Origin of the sequence: Paraburkholderia sp., from assembly GCF_036488505.1 — a bacterium.
Lineage (GTDB): Bacteria > Pseudomonadota > Gammaproteobacteria > Burkholderiales > Burkholderiaceae > Paraburkholderia.
This window is the reverse complement of sequence record NZ_DASXHN010000009.1, coordinates 13982-29360: the sequence shown is the minus strand read 5'-3', so window position 1 is coordinate 29360 and position 15379 is coordinate 13982. Positions and strand designations below refer to the sequence as shown.

The 15379-nt window shown below is 62.4% G+C and carries 11 protein-coding genes and 3 pseudogenes; 10 read left to right on the top strand and 4 right to left on the bottom strand.

Translation table 11 applies throughout. The features are described 5' to 3' along the window. The 4 genes and pseudogenes from VGH68_RS00655 to VGH68_RS00640 all read left to right on the top strand — a co-directional run. Positions 1–233 (top strand): annotated as a pseudogene (locus VGH68_RS00655) (TolC family protein); the annotation flags it as partial. Next, entirely contained in the window at positions 230–1363 is a 1134-nt protein-coding gene (locus VGH68_RS00650) for an HlyD family secretion protein (RefSeq protein ID WP_331601577.1), read from the top strand. The pseudogene VGH68_RS00655 and the gene VGH68_RS00650, both read left to right, overlap by 4 nt. Positions 1364–1372: 9 nt before the next feature. Beyond that, on the top strand, positions 1373–2386 hold the full coding sequence (locus tag VGH68_RS00645) for a DUF2955 domain-containing protein (protein ID WP_331601576.1): 1014 nt from the start codon (positions 1373–1375) through the stop codon (positions 2384–2386). A 123-nt stretch (positions 2387–2509) separates the two neighbouring features. Continuing rightward, positions 2510–2893, top strand: a complete 384-nt coding sequence (locus VGH68_RS00640) for a potassium channel family protein (RefSeq protein WP_331601575.1) — start codon at positions 2510–2512, stop codon at positions 2891–2893. Positions 2894–2913: 20 nt separating this feature from the next. On the opposite strand, the gene VGH68_RS00635 is transcribed toward VGH68_RS00640, so the two are convergent. Beyond that, positions 2914–3906: a TRAP transporter substrate-binding protein gene (locus VGH68_RS00635; protein ID WP_331601574.1), complete on the bottom strand. Its 993-nt coding sequence runs from the start codon at positions 3904–3906 to the stop codon at positions 2914–2916. A 583-nt stretch (positions 3907–4489) separates the two neighbouring features. Between VGH68_RS00635 and VGH68_RS00630 the strand changes: the two genes are divergently transcribed. Together VGH68_RS00630 and VGH68_RS00625 are read left to right on the top strand one after the other, a co-directional pair. Beyond that, entirely contained in the window at positions 4490–5347 is an 858-nt protein-coding gene (locus VGH68_RS00630; RefSeq protein ID WP_331601573.1) for an AraC family transcriptional regulator, read from the top strand. A 44-nt stretch (positions 5348–5391) separates the two neighbouring features. Beyond that, positions 5392–5799 carry a DUF2000 domain-containing protein gene (locus tag VGH68_RS00625; RefSeq protein WP_331601572.1) on the top strand — a complete coding sequence of 136 codons (408 nt, stop codon included), beginning with the start codon at positions 5392–5394 and terminating at the stop codon, positions 5797–5799. Between the two features lie 73 nt (positions 5800–5872). On the opposite strand, the gene VGH68_RS00620 is transcribed toward VGH68_RS00625, so the two are convergent. Further along, positions 5873–6781 carry a LysR family transcriptional regulator gene (locus VGH68_RS00620; RefSeq protein ID WP_331601571.1) on the bottom strand — a complete coding sequence of 303 codons (909 nt, stop codon included), beginning with the start codon at positions 6779–6781 and terminating at the stop codon, positions 5873–5875. 160 nt (positions 6782–6941) lie between these two features. Between VGH68_RS00620 and metE the strand changes: the two genes are divergently transcribed. Further along, positions 6942–9236: a 5-methyltetrahydropteroyltriglutamate--homocysteine S-methyltransferase gene (metE, locus tag VGH68_RS00615; protein ID WP_331601570.1), complete on the top strand. Its 2295-nt coding sequence runs from the start codon at positions 6942–6944 to the stop codon at positions 9234–9236. A gap of 185 nt (positions 9237–9421) precedes the next feature. Here the strand turns inward: metE and VGH68_RS00610 are convergent. After that, a pseudogene (locus tag VGH68_RS00610) lies at positions 9422–10266 on the bottom strand (alpha/beta fold hydrolase). A 235-nt stretch (positions 10267–10501) separates the two neighbouring features. Here VGH68_RS00610 and VGH68_RS00605 point away from each other — a divergent pair. Then, positions 10502–11566 (top strand): GlxA family transcriptional regulator, encoded by a 1065-nt coding sequence (locus VGH68_RS00605; protein WP_331601569.1) that lies wholly within the window; start codon positions 10502–10504, stop codon positions 11564–11566. Between the two features lie 55 nt (positions 11567–11621). Here the strand turns inward: VGH68_RS00605 and VGH68_RS00600 are convergent, their stop codons facing one another. Continuing rightward, positions 11622–12662, bottom strand: a complete 1041-nt coding sequence (locus VGH68_RS00600) for a GDSL-type esterase/lipase family protein (protein WP_331601568.1) — start codon at positions 12660–12662, stop codon at positions 11622–11624. Positions 12663–13323: 661 nt separating this feature from the next. Here VGH68_RS00600 and VGH68_RS00595 point away from each other — a divergent pair. After that, positions 13324–13476: pseudogene (locus VGH68_RS00595) on the top strand (SAM-dependent methyltransferase); the annotation flags it as partial. A 574-nt stretch (positions 13477–14050) separates the two neighbouring features. Beyond that, a complete protein-coding gene (locus VGH68_RS00590) occupies positions 14051–15364 on the top strand; it encodes a DUF2254 domain-containing protein (RefSeq protein WP_331601567.1) in 1314 nt (437 codons plus the stop codon). Positions 15365–15379 lie beyond the last annotated feature (15 nt).

Below are 15379 nucleotides of genomic sequence, written 5' to 3'. Positions count from 1 at the left end.
CGCAACGCGCGCTGTTCGCGCAGCAGGACGCGTACGTCGTCAATCGCGGCAACGCGGTGGGCAGCCTGATCGGGCTGTACATGGCGCTGGGCGGCGGCTGGTACACGCCGCAGCCGCTCGTCGATGCGGCGACGCGCCGGCAGATGGAGCAACGCACCGACTGGGGCGATCTGCTGAACGACGCGAGCACGCCACGGACCGCCGCCGCGCCATCCGAAGGTGCGTCCCGATGAGCGAGACACCGGAATCATCCACGGCAACACCGTCCGCCACGCCGGTAGCGTCAGCGGCTGCCGATCCTTCGGGCCGCGCGGTCAAGTGGATAGTGGGCCTGATTGCCGTCAGCCTGATCTGGTATCTGCTCGCCGACCGCTTTACGCCGTACACCCAGCAGGCGCGCGTACAGGCCTATGTGGTGGCCGTGGCCGCCGAGGTATCGGGCCGGGTGACACGCGTACTCGTGCATAACAATCAGGAGGTCAACGCGGGCGACTTGCTGTTCGAAGTCGATGGCGAGCAATACCGCATCGCCGCCGAGCGAGCGCGGGCCGATCTCGAGTCGACCCGCCGCCAGCTCGGCGCGAGCACGGCCGGGATCGATTCGGCGCGCGCGTCATTGCGCACGGCGATTGCAAACGAGGTCAAGGCGCGCCAGGACAGCGAACGGCTCGAAAGGCTGTATCGCGAAGACGAGGGCACTGTGTCGTTGCGGCGTCTTGAGGTGGCCCGCGCGACGCACGAGCAGGCGCAAAGCCAGGTAGCCGCGGCGCGCGCCGAAGTGGAACGCGCCCGCGAACAGCAGGGCGGCGGCGAAGCGGAAAACGCGCAGTTGCGCAGCGCCGCCGCCGCATTGGAAAAGGCGCAGCTCGATCTGGCCAATACGCGGATAAGGGCGCGCTCGGCCGGCGTCATCACCGATCTGCGCACCGAAGTGGGCCAGTTCGCCGCGGCGGGCAACCCGGTGATGACGCTGATCGCGATCCGCGACGTGTGGATCAGCGCGGACATGACCGAGAACAACCTCGGCCGCCTCGCGCCCGGCACACCTGTGGCGGTCGCGCTGGATGCGTTGCCGGGCGAAGTGTTCGAAGCGCGCGTGCGCAGTATCGGCTATGGCGTGAGTGTCGGGCAGGGCGCGCCGCCGGGCGGTCTGCCGACGGTCCAGAACAGCCGCGACTGGCTGCGTCCGGCGCAGCGCTTTCCGGTGATCGTCGAGTTCGAGCCGGCTGAGCGCGCGCGGCTGCGCAACATGCGCGTGGGTGGACAGGCCGAGGTGATGGCGTTTCCGAGTCCCGGCAATCCGCTCAATCCGCTGGGTCGCGTGTTTCTGCGCGCGATGAGTTGGATTTCGTACCTTTATTGAAGCGCGTCCATGGACACCCGTCTGCAACGACCCGGTCGACGCGCGTTACGGATGGCCCTTGGCGTCGCGCTGTGCGCCGCGATCAGTTTTGCGCTCGACCTGTCGATCCCCGTCATCGCGCCGGTGTTCGCGGTCTTTCTGCTCGCCACGCACAGCCGTCCACTGTCGTTGAAGGCCAGCGCGATGCTCGCGCTCGTCGTGGCGCTGACCACCGGCAGCGGCCTGCTGCTGGTGCCGTTGCTACGCCATTACGCGTGGGCGGGCGTGATGATCATCGGCCTCATGCTGTTCGTCGCGTTTCGCTATGGATTGCGCGGCGGCAATAATCTGGTCGCGACCTTCCTGGTCGCCGGACTGACGATGATCTCGGCGGCCGGCACGGCCGACTTCCAGCTGGCGGTGACTGTCGTCGGCGCGTTGGTGAAGGGGCTCGTACTCGCGGTGCTGGTCTCCGCATGGGTGCACTGGCTGCTGCCGGAATCCGCGAGCGCGCGGCCACGGCCTGCCGCGCGGGTCATGCCTGACCATCAGGCGGCGCGGATCGCGCTGCGCGCGGCGCTCGTGGTGCTGCCCGCGTATCTGCTTGCGATGACCGATCCGGCAAGCTATATGCCGATCATCATGAAGTCGGTGAGCCTCGGCCGGCAAAGCTGCACGACGACGGCACGCGGCGCGGCGCGCGAGCTGATTGGCTCGACGCTGTTCGGCGGCCTGCTCGCGATCGGCTTCTGGTTCGCGCTGCGGCTCTTTGTGCACCTATGGATGTTTTTTCTGTGGATGCTGCTGTGCGGATTGCTGGTGGGACGCAAGCTTCATGGCCTCAGCCCGACGCGTTACTCGCCGGGCTTCTGGCTGAACAGCCTAGTCACGATGATCATTCTGCTCGGACAGTCGGTGCAGGACAGCGCGGCCGGCAAGGATGTCTATGCCGCGTTCGCGGTGCGTATGGGACTGTTTCTGGCGGTGACGGCCTATGCGTGTCTGACGCTGCTCATTTTCGAGCAACGCCGCCGCGACGGATGACCTGGCGCCGATGCCATCACGATGCCGATCGCGGACCGAGTCTGTGCTGACGATGGCTTGCCGGAATCAGCCATGCCGCGCCGGCAGGGCAAGCAGGACCAACAGGAAGCACCGGAGCCCGTCATGAGAAATACGACACGCGACACGCTCGTGCGCCTGCGGGCACGCGACATTCTGTCGGAAATCGGCTGGACCCTGTGGCATCTGCGCGCGATCCTGGCTGGTCTACTGCTGCTGTTTATTGCGCTGACACTCGGCATGTACTACTGGGGCGGTGCGGTCGAGACAGCCAACCGGACGCCTTCGCCGTTCGGCGAAACCGTCTACTTCTGCTCGATTACCGCGTTGACCATCGGCTATGGCGACGTGGTGCCCACCTCGACGTTTGGCCGGATCGACGCGATCCTGCTTGGTCTGCTGGGCGTCGTATTCACGGGATTGATCGTCGCGGCGGCGGTGCGGGGGGTGCAGGAAGCCGCGCACCGGGCGGGCGGCGAGCACGGCTAGCGTGCTCGTGATGTCCAGGCTTATTTGATTGCCTGGATTTCGTCGGCGATCTGCTTCATCTGCGGGGTCTTTTCATACTTCGCCCACACCGGCTGCATCACCTTCACGAACGCCGGGCGGTCGATTTGCGACGCGTCGACGATGGTTGCGCCGCCGTTCGTCACCGTCTTCTGCGCATCGGCTTCGCGCGCGGTCCACAGCTTCTGGTAGTAGGGCACCGAGTCAGCCGCCGCCTTCCTGATGATCTGCTGTTCCTGCGGGCTCAGCGTATCCCACACCTTTTTCGAGAACACCAGCACTTCCGGAGTCATCGAATGCTGGGTTTCCGAGTAGACCTTCGCGACTTCGTAATGCTTGCCTTCTTCATACGTCGGGATATTGTTTTCCGCGCCGTCGACGAGGCCGGTCTTCAAACCGGTGTAGACCTCGGCGGTCGGCATCGGCGTCGGAATGCCGCCCATCGCCCTGATTTCATCGACCATCAGATCGGACGGTTGCACGCGGACCTTCAGGCCCTTCATGTCGGCCGGCGACTTGATCGCCTTTTTCGCGTACATCGAACGCGCGCCGCTCTCGTAAAACGTCAGCGCGACCATACCCTTCGCCGCGAACGCGTCGAGAATCTTCTGGCCTTCCGGGCCGTACATCACCTTGCGGAAATGGTCGATATCGCGAAACAGGAATGGCAGCGATGGAATCATCGATTCCGGCACGATCTCGTTGAACGCCGCGCCGTTTGCGCGGGTCATGTCGAGTGCGCCGATGCGGACCTGGTCGATCGTGTCGTTCTCGGAGCCGAGCGCGCTGTTGCCGAACACCTTCACGGAATCCTTGCCGTCCGTCGCCTTGCTGATTTCCTCGCTCATGTGCTTGACGGCCATGTTGGTCGGGAAGGTGTCACCGTGTACATCCGCGCAGCGGAACACGCGCGCTTCGGCCGGCATCGTGCTGAACGCCAGCGCCGCGGCCGCGACGATCATCGGAACAGCGGAGGAGGCAGATTTCATTTTCATCATGAGCATTTTTGAAAGTAGCGCATCTGACGTGGGCAGATGCCGGGGCGTGGGTCCAGGACGCTGCACACCTGAAAAAGTGCGGCATTGTTCGGCCGCGCCATCACGTTCAGTTCAACGGGACAGCTTTGCGAATTCGTCGGTACGGCCGGCTCGAAGAACAGACCGATACAGTTGTATGATGACTTACAAAGTCTATACAGGGTGACCACAGTTGTACATACCGTGTTAACCCGCGAATGCGGCGACAGTGGCAGCGTGAGGACAATGCAGGGAAAAGGCGAGCCTCCTCCTCGACTGAAAGGTTGTCGGATAACAGTTGTCGATAGAGCGACGAGCTGCAATCAGGCGCGACCCAAAACCGATGCGGGCGCGCTGCGATTAGTTGCCGCCGTGCCTTGTGTGCGAGCATTTGCGAGCGGGCATACTCGTACAATCGGGGCGCGATAATGCGCCCATTTCCCCGGTCTTTGGGCGCACGCGCTGCGGTTGAACTGCTCGCCGGCGCCGCACCCGCGCCCATCACGTTTGCGCGATTTGCGACCACCTGTTCCCTCATGGATGCAAAGGAGGCAGCCAGGTAATGACGAGCGTGACGACGCACGAAGGCCAGCCCGATAACTGGCTCGTGGCCCGGCGCGATCCGGAGACCGGCATCGAAGGCCTGCGCGCGCATTTCAATGGCCACGCATACGATCCGCACGATCACGACGACATGTTGATCGGCTACACGGAACAGGGCGTGCAACGCTTCCAGTGCCATCGCTCGCTGCATACGAGCGTGCCGGGCCGCGCGATCCTGATCGAACCGGGCGCGCTGCATGATGGCCACGCGCCCGAGCCGGGCGGCTTCACTTACGCGATGTTGTATCTGCCGCAAGCGTGGGTCGAGCGCGCGGCGCGCCGGCTCGATCTGCCGGGCCTGGGCGGCGTCGAGGCGGCTTTCGGCGATACGCTCATCGACGATCGCAGCGTGATCGACGCGATCCGGCAGGCGTTTTTCGCCATCTACGGCGAAGAGGGGCGGCTCGCGCGCGACCAGTCGCTCGATCGTCTGCTGATGCAACTCGGCGGCCAGTTGCGCGACGCGCCGGTCATCGACGGCCTCGCCGCGCCGCCCGCGATCGCGCGCGTGCGCGATCTGCTGCATGAGCATATGCACGGCAATCCCGGCCTCGACGAACTCGCCGATATCGCCGGCATCGACCGCTTCCGGCTCACGCGGCTGTTCCAGCGCGCGTTCGGCACGTCGCCGCATGCGTATCTGGTGCGCTTGCGCCTGCGCGCCGCGCGCAGATTGCTCGCGACCGGCCGCACGCCGGCGCAGGTCGCCGCGGAAGTGGGTTTCGCGGATCAGAGCCACCTCGGCCGCTGGTTTCGCCGCGCGTACCAGATGACGCCAGCCGCCTACCGGCGCATGTGCACAAACGTTCCAGACTGAACGCCGCGGTTCGCCGAACATGACCGGCTCAACGAGGAGCAATCATGTTCGATACCAAAGTGGCGCTGATCGTGCGTGACGATCTCGCGGTCTGGCAAAAGCTCAATGTGGTCGCGTTTCTCGCGACCGGTGTCGCGGCAGAGGCGCCTGATGCGCTGGGCGAGCATTACGAGGATGCCGCCGGGCATCGCTACGGTCGCATGTTCGGCCAGCCGATGATGGTGTTCGCCGCCGACTTGCCCGGCCTGCAAGGCGCGCATCGGCACGCGCTCGCGCGCGAACTGACGATGGTCCCCTATGTGCACGCGATGTTTTCGACCGGCCACGATGCGGCGAATCGAGAAGTTTTTCGTGCCGAGGATGCGGCCAACCTGAACCTGGTCGGCCTTGCGCTGCATGGTCCGAAGAAAGCCGTTGACAAGGCGGTGAAGGGATTGGCGTTGCATCGATAAGCGTCGAAGACGGCAACGCGCGGCGCTGCGGCTGCGTCTGTCGCTCGGCCAATCACTCGCACGCTTGCGTGGTTCAGCGCCGCATGCGCGGCGCCTTCCAGTTCGATTGCCGCGCGAATTCGACGAAGGAACTCAGGTAATCGAGCGTCGCATCCGCGTCGCGCGTGCCAAGAAAGATCTGCTTTGCGATCCCTTGCTTGCCGAGCTTCACACTGACGAGCGGCATCCGGTCTGCGTATTCGTGCGCGAGCCATTTCGGCAGCGCAGCCACCCCGCGGCGGCTGGCGACCATCTGCAACATGATGTCGGTGGTTTCGATCGTCTTGTGGCGGCGGGGCGTGACACCCGCCGGCCGCAGAAACTGGTTGTAGATATCGAGCCGGTCGGTTTCCACTGGGTAAGTAATCAGCGTTTCGTCGACCAGGTGTTCGGGCTTCACATAGCGCACGCTCGCGAGCCGGTGATCTTCGGCCACGACGAGCACCTGCTCGTAGTCGAACACCGGCTCGAAACTCAGGCCGGGGCGCAACAGCGGATCGGGTGTCACCAGCACATCGACGTCGTAGCCGAACAGCGCGCCGATGCCGCCGAACTGAAAACGCTGTTTGACATCGACGTCGACGTCGGGCCAGCGCGCCAGATACGGCGACACCACCTTCAGCAACCACTGATAGCACGGGTGACATTCCATGCCGATGCGCAGCGTGCCGCGCTCGCCGTTCGCATACTGCTTCATGCGCTCTTCGGCGAGTTCGAATTGCGGCAGCAGCCGTTCGGCGAGCGACAGCAGATAGTGACCCGCCTGCGTGAGCCGCAGCGCGCGGCCGTCGCGGTCCCAGATCGGGGTGCCGAGCTGCTGTTCGATCTTCTTGACCGTATGGCTCAACGCGGATTGCGTGAGAAACAGCGCGCCGGCCGCCGCGGTGAGCGACCCTTGGCGCGCAACTTCGCGGACGATGACCAGATGAACACGTTCGAGCATGACGCGACAATTCCCCAGATAGGCCGAAAGCGTTCACCCGGTAGATGAACAAAACTAATCGATGAATGAAATAATGCCATTTTATTTCATCTGTCGATAGCTTTATCATCGCTGCCACTTCCTACGTTTGAATGCATTTCTCTACCGGACGGCAGCGCATATGGTCACCACACACAATCTCGGCTTCCCGCGCATCGGCGCTAAACGCGAACTCAAGTTCGGTCTGGAACGCTACTGGAAAGGCGAATCGTCGCGCGACGCGTTGAAGGAACTGGGCGCGCAATTGCGCGAGCGTCACTGGAACGACCAGCACGGGCTCGATCTCGTGCCGGTCGGCGATTTCGCGTTCTACGACCAGGTGCTCGACATGAGCTTTACGCTCGGCAACCTGCCGCAACGCGTGCGCGGCTTTCATGGCGACAAGCTGGATAACTACTTCCGCGTCGCGCGCGGACGTTCCGCGCAGGCAATGGAACAGCACGCCGCTTGCTGCGGCGGCGTGGCGGCAGGAGAAATGACGAAGTGGTTCGACACGAACTACCACTACATCGTCCCCGAATTCACGGCCGATACGCAGTTCAACCTCGATACGTCGGGCTTTCTCGAACAGTTGCGCGAGGCGCGCAAGCAGCGCGTCAACGCAAAGCCGGTCATCGTCGGCCCGCTCTCGTATTTGTGGCTTGGCAAGGCGAAGGACGACTCCGACAAGCTCGCGCTACTCCCGCGCATCATGCCGGTGTATCGCGCATTGCTCGACTACTTCACGGTAATGGACGTCGAGTGGGTGCAGATCGACGAACCCGTTCTCGTGACCGAACTCGATCAGGCATGGCGCGACGCCTTCGTGACCGCGTACGAGGGCTTCGAAGAGCGCGGCGTCAAACTGCTGCTCACGACATACTTCGGCCAGTTGAAGGACAACCTCGAACTCGCCTGCAACTTGCCGGTGGATGGTCTGCATGTCGATGCGATCAATGCACGCGATGAAGTCGCACTGGCCGCGCAGAAGCTGCCCGCGCACAGCGTGCTGTCGGTCGGCGCGATCAACGGCCGCAACATCTGGAAGACCGACCTGAACGCTACGCTCGAATGGCTGACGCCGCTCGCGCGGCAACTCGGCGAGCGGCTGTGGATCGCGCCGTCGTGCTCGCTGCTGCACGTGCCGGTCGACCTCGCGAGCGAACAGAAGCTCGACCCGGAAATCCGCTCGTGGCTCGCTTTCGCGCTGCAAAAGCTCGATGAACTGAAACTGCTCGCGACCGCGTTGAACGAGGGCCGCGACCAGGTCGCCGATGCGCTCGCCGCCAATGCTGCCGCGATCCATGCGCGCCGCAACTCGCCGCGCGTGCACAACCCGGCGGTGAAGGCCGCGCTCGCACGCATCGACTCCAGGCTCGGCGATCGTCAAAGCGCGTATGCGCAGCGCGCGGCGAAACAGGCCGCATTGCTGAGGCTGCCTGCGTATCCGACTACGACGATCGGTTCGTTCCCGCAGACCGCGCAGATTCGCGACGCGCGCAGCCAGTTCAGGAGCGGCGCGCTCGACGACGCGGGTTACCGCGCCGCGATGCGCGCCGAAATCGAGCGCAGCGTGCGCGAGCAGGAAAAGCTCGGCCTCGACGTGCTCGTGCATGGCGAAGCGGAACGTAACGACATGGTCGAATACTTCGGCGAGCAGCTTGACGGCTACGCATTCAGCGAATTCGGCTGGGTGCAGTCGTACGGCTCGCGCTGCGTGAAACCGCCCGTCCTGTTCGGCGACATCAGCCGCCCGAAGGCGATCACGCTCGAGTGGATCACGTACGCGCAATCGCTGACGAACAAGCCGATGAAGGGCATGTTGACTGGCCCGGTGACGATCCTGAACTGGTCGTTCGTGCGTGACGACCAGCCACGTTCGGTGTCGTGCTACCAGCTTGCACTGGCGATCCGCGACGAAGTGCTGGATTTGGAGAAGGCCGGTGTGCGCGTGATCCAGATCGACGAGGCCGCGCTGCGCGAAGGTCTGCCGCTGCGCCGCGCGCAATGGGACGAGTATCTGCGCTGGGCCGTCGAGTCGTTCCGTATCACCGCGAACGGCGTCGGTGACGAAACGCAGATCCACACCCATATGTGCTATTCCGAGTTCAACGACATCATCGCGTCGATCGCCGATATGGACGCAGACGTGATCACGATCGAGACCTCGCGCTCGGATATGGAATTGCTCGATGCGTTCGATCACTTCAACTACCCGAACCAGATCGGCCCGGGCGTGTATGACATTCACTCGCCGAACATTCCGACAGAAGCGCACATCGTGCAACTGATGCAGAAGGCGGCGGAGCGCATTCCGGCCGAGCGTCTATGGGTCAATCCGGATTGCGGGCTGAAGACGCGCCAGTGGACGGAGGTGGTGCCGGCGCTGACCAATATGGTTGCGGCGGCGAAGACGTTGCGGGCGCAACTGCGATAGGCGCGGCGCGAGTCGCCGCTCAGGGCGGCGGCTGCGCGTCGATGCGTTTCAACGCGGAGCCGGCAGGCCATGGCGCCGCGCACACAATGGTGGGCGAGATGCGTACGACCCGCGTCGACATCTGGCTCTCGTATGCGGCGGATGCCTGAACGATGGTTCAGGCATCCGCTTGCGGATACGACAAATCAGGATTTGATGAACGCCAGCAGGTCGGCGTTTATCTGCTCGGCATGCGTGGTCGGCATTCCGTGCGGCAGCCCTGGATACGATTTAAGCGTCCCGTGCTTGAGGAGCTTGACCGACTTTGCGCCGGTGGTGGGGAAAGGGCAGATCTGATCGTCCTCGCCATGCATCACGAGGACGGGAACATCGATTATCGCCAGATCGTCGTAAAACTCGGTTTCAGACAGTACCTTGATGCAGTCGTATTGGGCCTTGATGCCACCCATCATGCCCTGCCGCCACCAGTTCTCGCGAATTCCCTCAGACACCGTCGCGCCAGGCCGGTTGAAACCGTAGAACGGAATCGTAATGTCCTGGTAAAACTGCGACCGATGATTGGCTGTGCCGTTGCGTATCTCGTCAACGACTTGCCTTGGAACGCCGTCCGGGTTCTTTTCCGATTGAATGAACAATGGCGGAATTGCGCTAATGAGCACCGCTTTCGCGACGCGTCCGTTCCCAGTGCCATGCCGGGCGACATACCGTGTCACTTCGCCGCCACCTGTCGAATGGCCGATGTGTACTGCATTCTTGAGATCGAGCGCTTTGACGAGTTCGGCGACGTCGGCTGCATAGGTGTCCATGTCGTTGCCGCGCACGGTTTGGGTGGAGCGTCCGTGACCACGGCGATCATGGGCGATCACGCGGTATCCGTGATGCAGGAAAAACATCAGCTGTGCGTCCCAATCGTCCGCGGAAAGCGGCCATCCGTGATGGAACACCAGGGTTCGCCTGTACCCCAGTCCTTGTAGAAGATTTGGGTTCCGTCTGCGGTCGTGATGTATGAACTTCCAGTACTCGCTTGCATCTCGTATCCTTTAAAGGTCGGTTTGACGAAGGAATAACTGTTCTCCGAGCACAGACACTGTTTCAGCGAGCCGGTAAGTCCGCAATGACTGGAGAATCGGCAACACAGCGGCTGATCGAATAGAACCGGGCGCACGTGCTCCCGGACGCACACGCCCGCCTTCCTGAAATCGAGTCTGCCATCGCAGCGTATCCGGCGCGCCTCAACACCACAACGGACGAAAGTGACAAAAAACATGGCAAAAACGGCACGCGCTTCCGTCCCACACATCGAGATTGGACTTGCTTGTGATGTGGGCACTTCATACACGGGTATCTACGGGCTGACCGACCTGTTCGGCTATGCGGGCGAGTTCGCGGCGAGGCGGCATGGTGACTCTGCGCGGTCCGCGGTCCGCATTACGCATTGGCGAGCCGACCATGCCGCGACGGAGGTACGGTGTGAATACGACAGTTGCCCTGGCTCATCGCACAGGTTGTCGTTACTGGTGATCCCTGGAAACGTGCAAGCGCCAGACAGGACCGACAAAGCGAGCCCGCTACTGGACTGGCTTCGTGAAAAACACAGCGAAGGCGTGGTCCTCGCCGCTGTGTGCGGTGGCGTCTTTATCCTCGCAAGAACGGGGCTTCTCGCCGGCCAGCAGGCGACGACCCACTGGTCATTCCATCAAGTATTCGCGGAGCAGTTTCCCGACGTGCTAACGGAAACCGATCACATGGTCATTGACTATGGCGATGTCGTCACGGCCGGGGGAGTGCTCGCGTGGGCGGACCTCGGGCTCAGGCTCACCGAGCGATTTCTGGGCAGCGCGGTGATGCTTGAAACAGCGCGTTTTATGCTCGTTGATCCTCCCGGACGCGAGCAGCGCTTCTATAGCGAATTCGATCCGAAAACGAAGCACGGAGACAAAGCGATATTGAAGGCCCAGCTATGGCTTTTCACGCAACGCGAGCGGCCCGTCAGCGTCGCTGATCTTGCCGGGCGCGCAGACCTTGAACAGCGGACCTTTTTGCGTCGTTTCGTTGCGGCCACCGGCATCAAGCCAAGCGAGTATCAGCAGCGGCTTCGGATTACTCGTGCACGCGAAATGTTGGAGTTTTCCCAGGCTACCATTGAAGAGATCTCGTGGAGTCTGGGCTATGGCGACGTCGCGGGGTTTCGTCGCGTGTTCCGCAAGATCATGGGCCTAACACCTTCTGACTATCGGAGACGCTTTTGCCAGCCGCCATTGCAACGCGCCGCAGCTGTACATGATCGTTTCGCTTCAATGTCACAGCAGCCGCCCGTAGAAGGAGCGTAAACCGGCACCGGTTATGAACGTGCGCACGCAGGTTCAGAAGCCCAGGACGACGCCATCACTTCAGGCTATTAAGGTCCAATGCGTTGGCGATCGCCTGCATGCCAGCGTCGTTCGGATGAAGGTTATCGCCACTGTTAAAAGCCGGCAGGAAGGAGGCTGGGTTAGCGGGATCGCTCACGGCTCGTGCCTGGTCCAGCACGGCATCGCACCCGCTCGACGGGCTCAGCACAAACGCGTTGACCTGTTCGCGTGTCGTTTCGATCGCGGATGTCCAGTACGGCGTGCCGCGAAACGGTGTCAGCGTGGAGCAGACAATCTTGACGTGGGCCCCATGTGCGCGGGCGATCAACTGTTGAAACGCGCCGATCAAATCCTGCGCGCTGGATGGTGTGTTGGTGTTGAGGTTGTTCACGGCATCGTCGGAGACGATAATCCACTTCACTCCCGGCTGCGCCAACGCGTCGCGAGCGAAGCGATTGAGGCCCGCCTGGCCCGCGCCATCGGTGAAAAAGTTGTTGCCACTGATTCCTTCGTTCAGTACACCGACTACCATCCCAGCGTTGAACAGGCGCACGGAAAGATCGTTCGTCCAGCGGCGATTTGCGTTGCTCGTGGATGCCGCTCCTTCAGTGATCGACGCGCCGAATGCCACCACCGCCCCCGTTGCGTGCGCATTCTGGACATCGACGTTCGTCAAAAAATAATAAGCCTGACCGGCAGGGTTAGTGCTGAAGCCGGTGAAGCTCGGATCGGCGCCGATGTTGCCCGGCGCAACATAGACGTCCTGTAGCGAGCCATCGTGCCCCGTCGGCTGCGGTGGGGTCGTGCCTGGCAGATACACGCTGACGGCGATATCCGCGAGTGGCTGCGCGTCGAAGGGAACCGGGTCGCTTGCGATCGACGTACCCGCGGGCAGCGTCACACTCTGTTGGCCTCCAAACGTGACCATTCTGGTGCTGCTCGCGACCGTCATGGCACCGCGGTCGCGCAGGGCAACGTGGACGTTGCCGATCACGAGTGGCTCGCTCCCGTACAGGTTCGACAACTGCACACGCACGGCAGACCCGCCAATGCTGGTGTGCACGATCTGGCGCACGGTCTGGTTCTTGAAGCCCGGCGCAGTAGCGACTGATGGTGCGACAGCCCACGTACCGATCCACGGAATCGGTGCCGCGCCATCAGACGTTCCTCCAGAACTAGTCCCCGACGATGTGCCGGAAGTACTCCCCGATGATGCGCCGGAACCGGAACCACTGGTCGATGATGCGCCAGAACCACTCGCCGATGTTCCGTCGGAGCCCGCTCCCCCGCCCGCGACGGCCTCGCCCGTGGCGCCACCACCACCGCCACCGCCGCCACCACCCCCACAGGAAAGACAGACCGCGGCGAAAAGCGCGATCAGCGCGCGTTGAGGCCACGCGCTAGTGCTATCGGCCAATGCTTGCAATCGGTGCATGGTGCCTCTCAACGCGGTCAGGCGGAACCGGAACGTCAACCTGTACACGAACGAACGCTTCGATGCAACGGCGTTTTTTGGCACTCGCTAGTTTTCTTGCGTCAGATGATTACCGATAAACGCAACGCATTGCGATGAGGTGGCGGACGTCGGTTGTCGCCACCTGGCCGACGCGGGGGCCTTCGCAGTGATTCGATAACGCGCGATCGTCGATCATGCGTACTGCGTGATTCTTAATGCGCCTGCCTTTTGTCCGATATTCATGGGTATCTGCGAATAGCGTCAGCACGCTGCTTTCCGCACGGGCGCATCGCTGTCGCAGGAAGGCCGACGAGCGCTCGGCGCGCAGGCGGGCGAAGCACGGCTCAGGGAAGTGGTGACCGCTGGCGGCTTCACGCGCTTCAGGCGCGCAACCCAAACGCCGTTCAATCTGGTTTTTCAGGCCCAGGCGTGAATCTGGCTCGCGCGGGCAGGGTATTCGTTCAGCGGCGGAAAACGTACCGTCTTTACTGACGCCGCAATCGATCCATTGCGAAGCGCAACGCCCATCATGTCGCTGGCGAGTGGCTGCCAATATCTGTTATTGGCGGTTTCGACAAAGCCGTTCGTGCCAAGCGAAATTCTTGGGGTCGACCCGAGGTCCTGTTGCGGCACCGCGGTCAGCGTGGCTCCCCTGCTCGCGTCGGGACGCCGTCAGCCTTCGCCATCCGCGAAATAGGCGCGCCTGACCCGTTGGACCAAAGTCTCATTGACCGGCCGGAAGTTCAGGTGTCTTATTTGTTTCGGAAACCTCCGCGTGTCCGTCGCCTCGTCCAGCCAGCACAATTTCCCATGACGGGTGGCTTCGTTTGCAAAGCAATCCCGCCTCAATCTCTGCAATCAGACAGTGCTGGAACGGTGGAGCGACTATCTGCTGGCGGTGCTGGACCGCAGCTGTGCGCGCATCCGGTCGGGAGGCCCACCCTTGCTACCCGGCGGACCGCAAGGAGGTGGGTCTCGTGCTGCAACATGGATGGTAGAGAGAAAACATGGACTGGAATCGCTGGTACAGCTTGAAGAGCTACCTGAAATCTTCGCTGTGGGCGGTGCCGCTGATCGCAGTCGCGATCTATGCCGTGGTAAAACCTCTGACCGAAATGCTGGGAAGGTGGATGATCAGGCAAGGGCTCCTCGATCCGAAAACCGGTTTTCTCGGGCTGTCCATGACTGGCGCGCGGTCGTTGCTTGATGACATCGTTTCCGCAGACCTGGGGTTTCTGGTGTTTACGTTCGGTTCATTGCTCGTCGCGATCCAGGTCGCTGGCGGGCAATACACTCCGCGGATCATCGCGACGACACTGCTGCGCGATAACGTCATCCGTAGCATCTCGGGATTGTTCGTTTTCACGATGCTGTTCGCGGTCAGAACGCTGAGCTGGATGGGTGAGAATGAAGTACATCAGCTTCAGGTATTCCTTGCAGCGCTATTCGGATTCGCCTCCGTCGTCGCGTTCCTTTTCCTGATTGACTACGCCGCGAAATCTCTGCGTCCGGTAAGCCTCGTAGCACGCGTCGGGAAGCACGGGATGGCGGTCATACAGAGCGTCTATCCCGCTCCGACTACGGGTACAACTTCCCCGCCGGAACGCGACGAACAGCGACGCATACCCGATCGCATTGTTTGCCACCGCGGCAAGTCCGGCATCGTCCTGGCCGTGAATCTGGAAAGGCTGGTGGCCAAGGCGCGGCGCACCGACGCAATCATCGAATTCGTACCGCAAGTAGGTGATTTCGTCGCGGTGGACGAACCCCTGTTCCATTTGTACGGAAATTCCGGCGCAATCGATGAGAGAAGACTCCGAACCCTGGTCGCTTTCGGGACGGAACGCACAATGGAGCAGGACCCGATGTTCGCGTTTCGCATCCTGGTCGATATCGCGGTGAAAGCGCTGTCGGCGGCGATCAACGATCCAACCACGGCCGTGCTTGCGATCGACCAGGTGCACCGGCTCCTGCGCGTGGTGGGCAAGCGGTCTTTGCACATCGAAGAGATTGTGGATCGGTCGGGGCGGGTGCGCGTGATCTTGCGGACGCCCAATTGGGAAGACTTCGTGCATATCAGTTTTCGCGAGATACGACAGTACGGCGCGGGCAGCATTCAGATCGCGCGACGTCTTCGCGCGGCCGTTGAGAATCTCGTCCAAAGCCTTCCGGAACATCGTCATGACGCGTTGCGCGTCGAGCTGGCACTGCTCGATCGTGCGATCGCCACGACGCATCCGTTTCCCGAAGACCTCGCGTTGGCCCGCATCCCCGACTCGCAAGGGCTGGGCGGTTCGGCAGGCTCGATAGCGAACGATTAGCCCTTTCGGAGCCGA

Excerpts from the sequence above, each read along its gene's own strand:
- VGH68_RS00650 (WP_331601577.1), top strand. The coding sequence starts at position 230 with ATGAGCGAGACACCGGAATCATCCACGGCAACACCGTCCGCCACGCCG.
- VGH68_RS00645 (WP_331601576.1), top strand. The coding sequence starts at position 1,373 with ATGGACACCCGTCTGCAACGACCCGGTCGACGCGCGTTACGGATGGCC.
- VGH68_RS00640 (WP_331601575.1), top strand. The coding sequence starts at position 2,510 with ATGAGAAATACGACACGCGACACGCTCGTGCGCCTGCGGGCACGCGAC.
- VGH68_RS00635 (WP_331601574.1), bottom strand. The coding sequence starts at position 3,906 with ATGAAAATGAAATCTGCCTCCTCCGCTGTTCCGATGATCGTCGCGGCC.
- VGH68_RS00630 (WP_331601573.1), top strand. The coding sequence starts at position 4,490 with ATGACGAGCGTGACGACGCACGAAGGCCAGCCCGATAACTGGCTCGTG.
- VGH68_RS00625 (WP_331601572.1), top strand. The coding sequence starts at position 5,392 with ATGTTCGATACCAAAGTGGCGCTGATCGTGCGTGACGATCTCGCGGTC.
- VGH68_RS00620 (WP_331601571.1), bottom strand. The coding sequence starts at position 6,781 with ATGCTCGAACGTGTTCATCTGGTCATCGTCCGCGAAGTTGCGCGCCAA.
- metE (WP_331601570.1), top strand. The coding sequence starts at position 6,942 with ATGGTCACCACACACAATCTCGGCTTCCCGCGCATCGGCGCTAAACGC.
- VGH68_RS00605 (WP_331601569.1), top strand. The coding sequence starts at position 10,502 with ATGGCAAAAACGGCACGCGCTTCCGTCCCACACATCGAGATTGGACTT.
- VGH68_RS00590 (WP_331601567.1), top strand. The coding sequence starts at position 14,051 with ATGGACTGGAATCGCTGGTACAGCTTGAAGAGCTACCTGAAATCTTCG.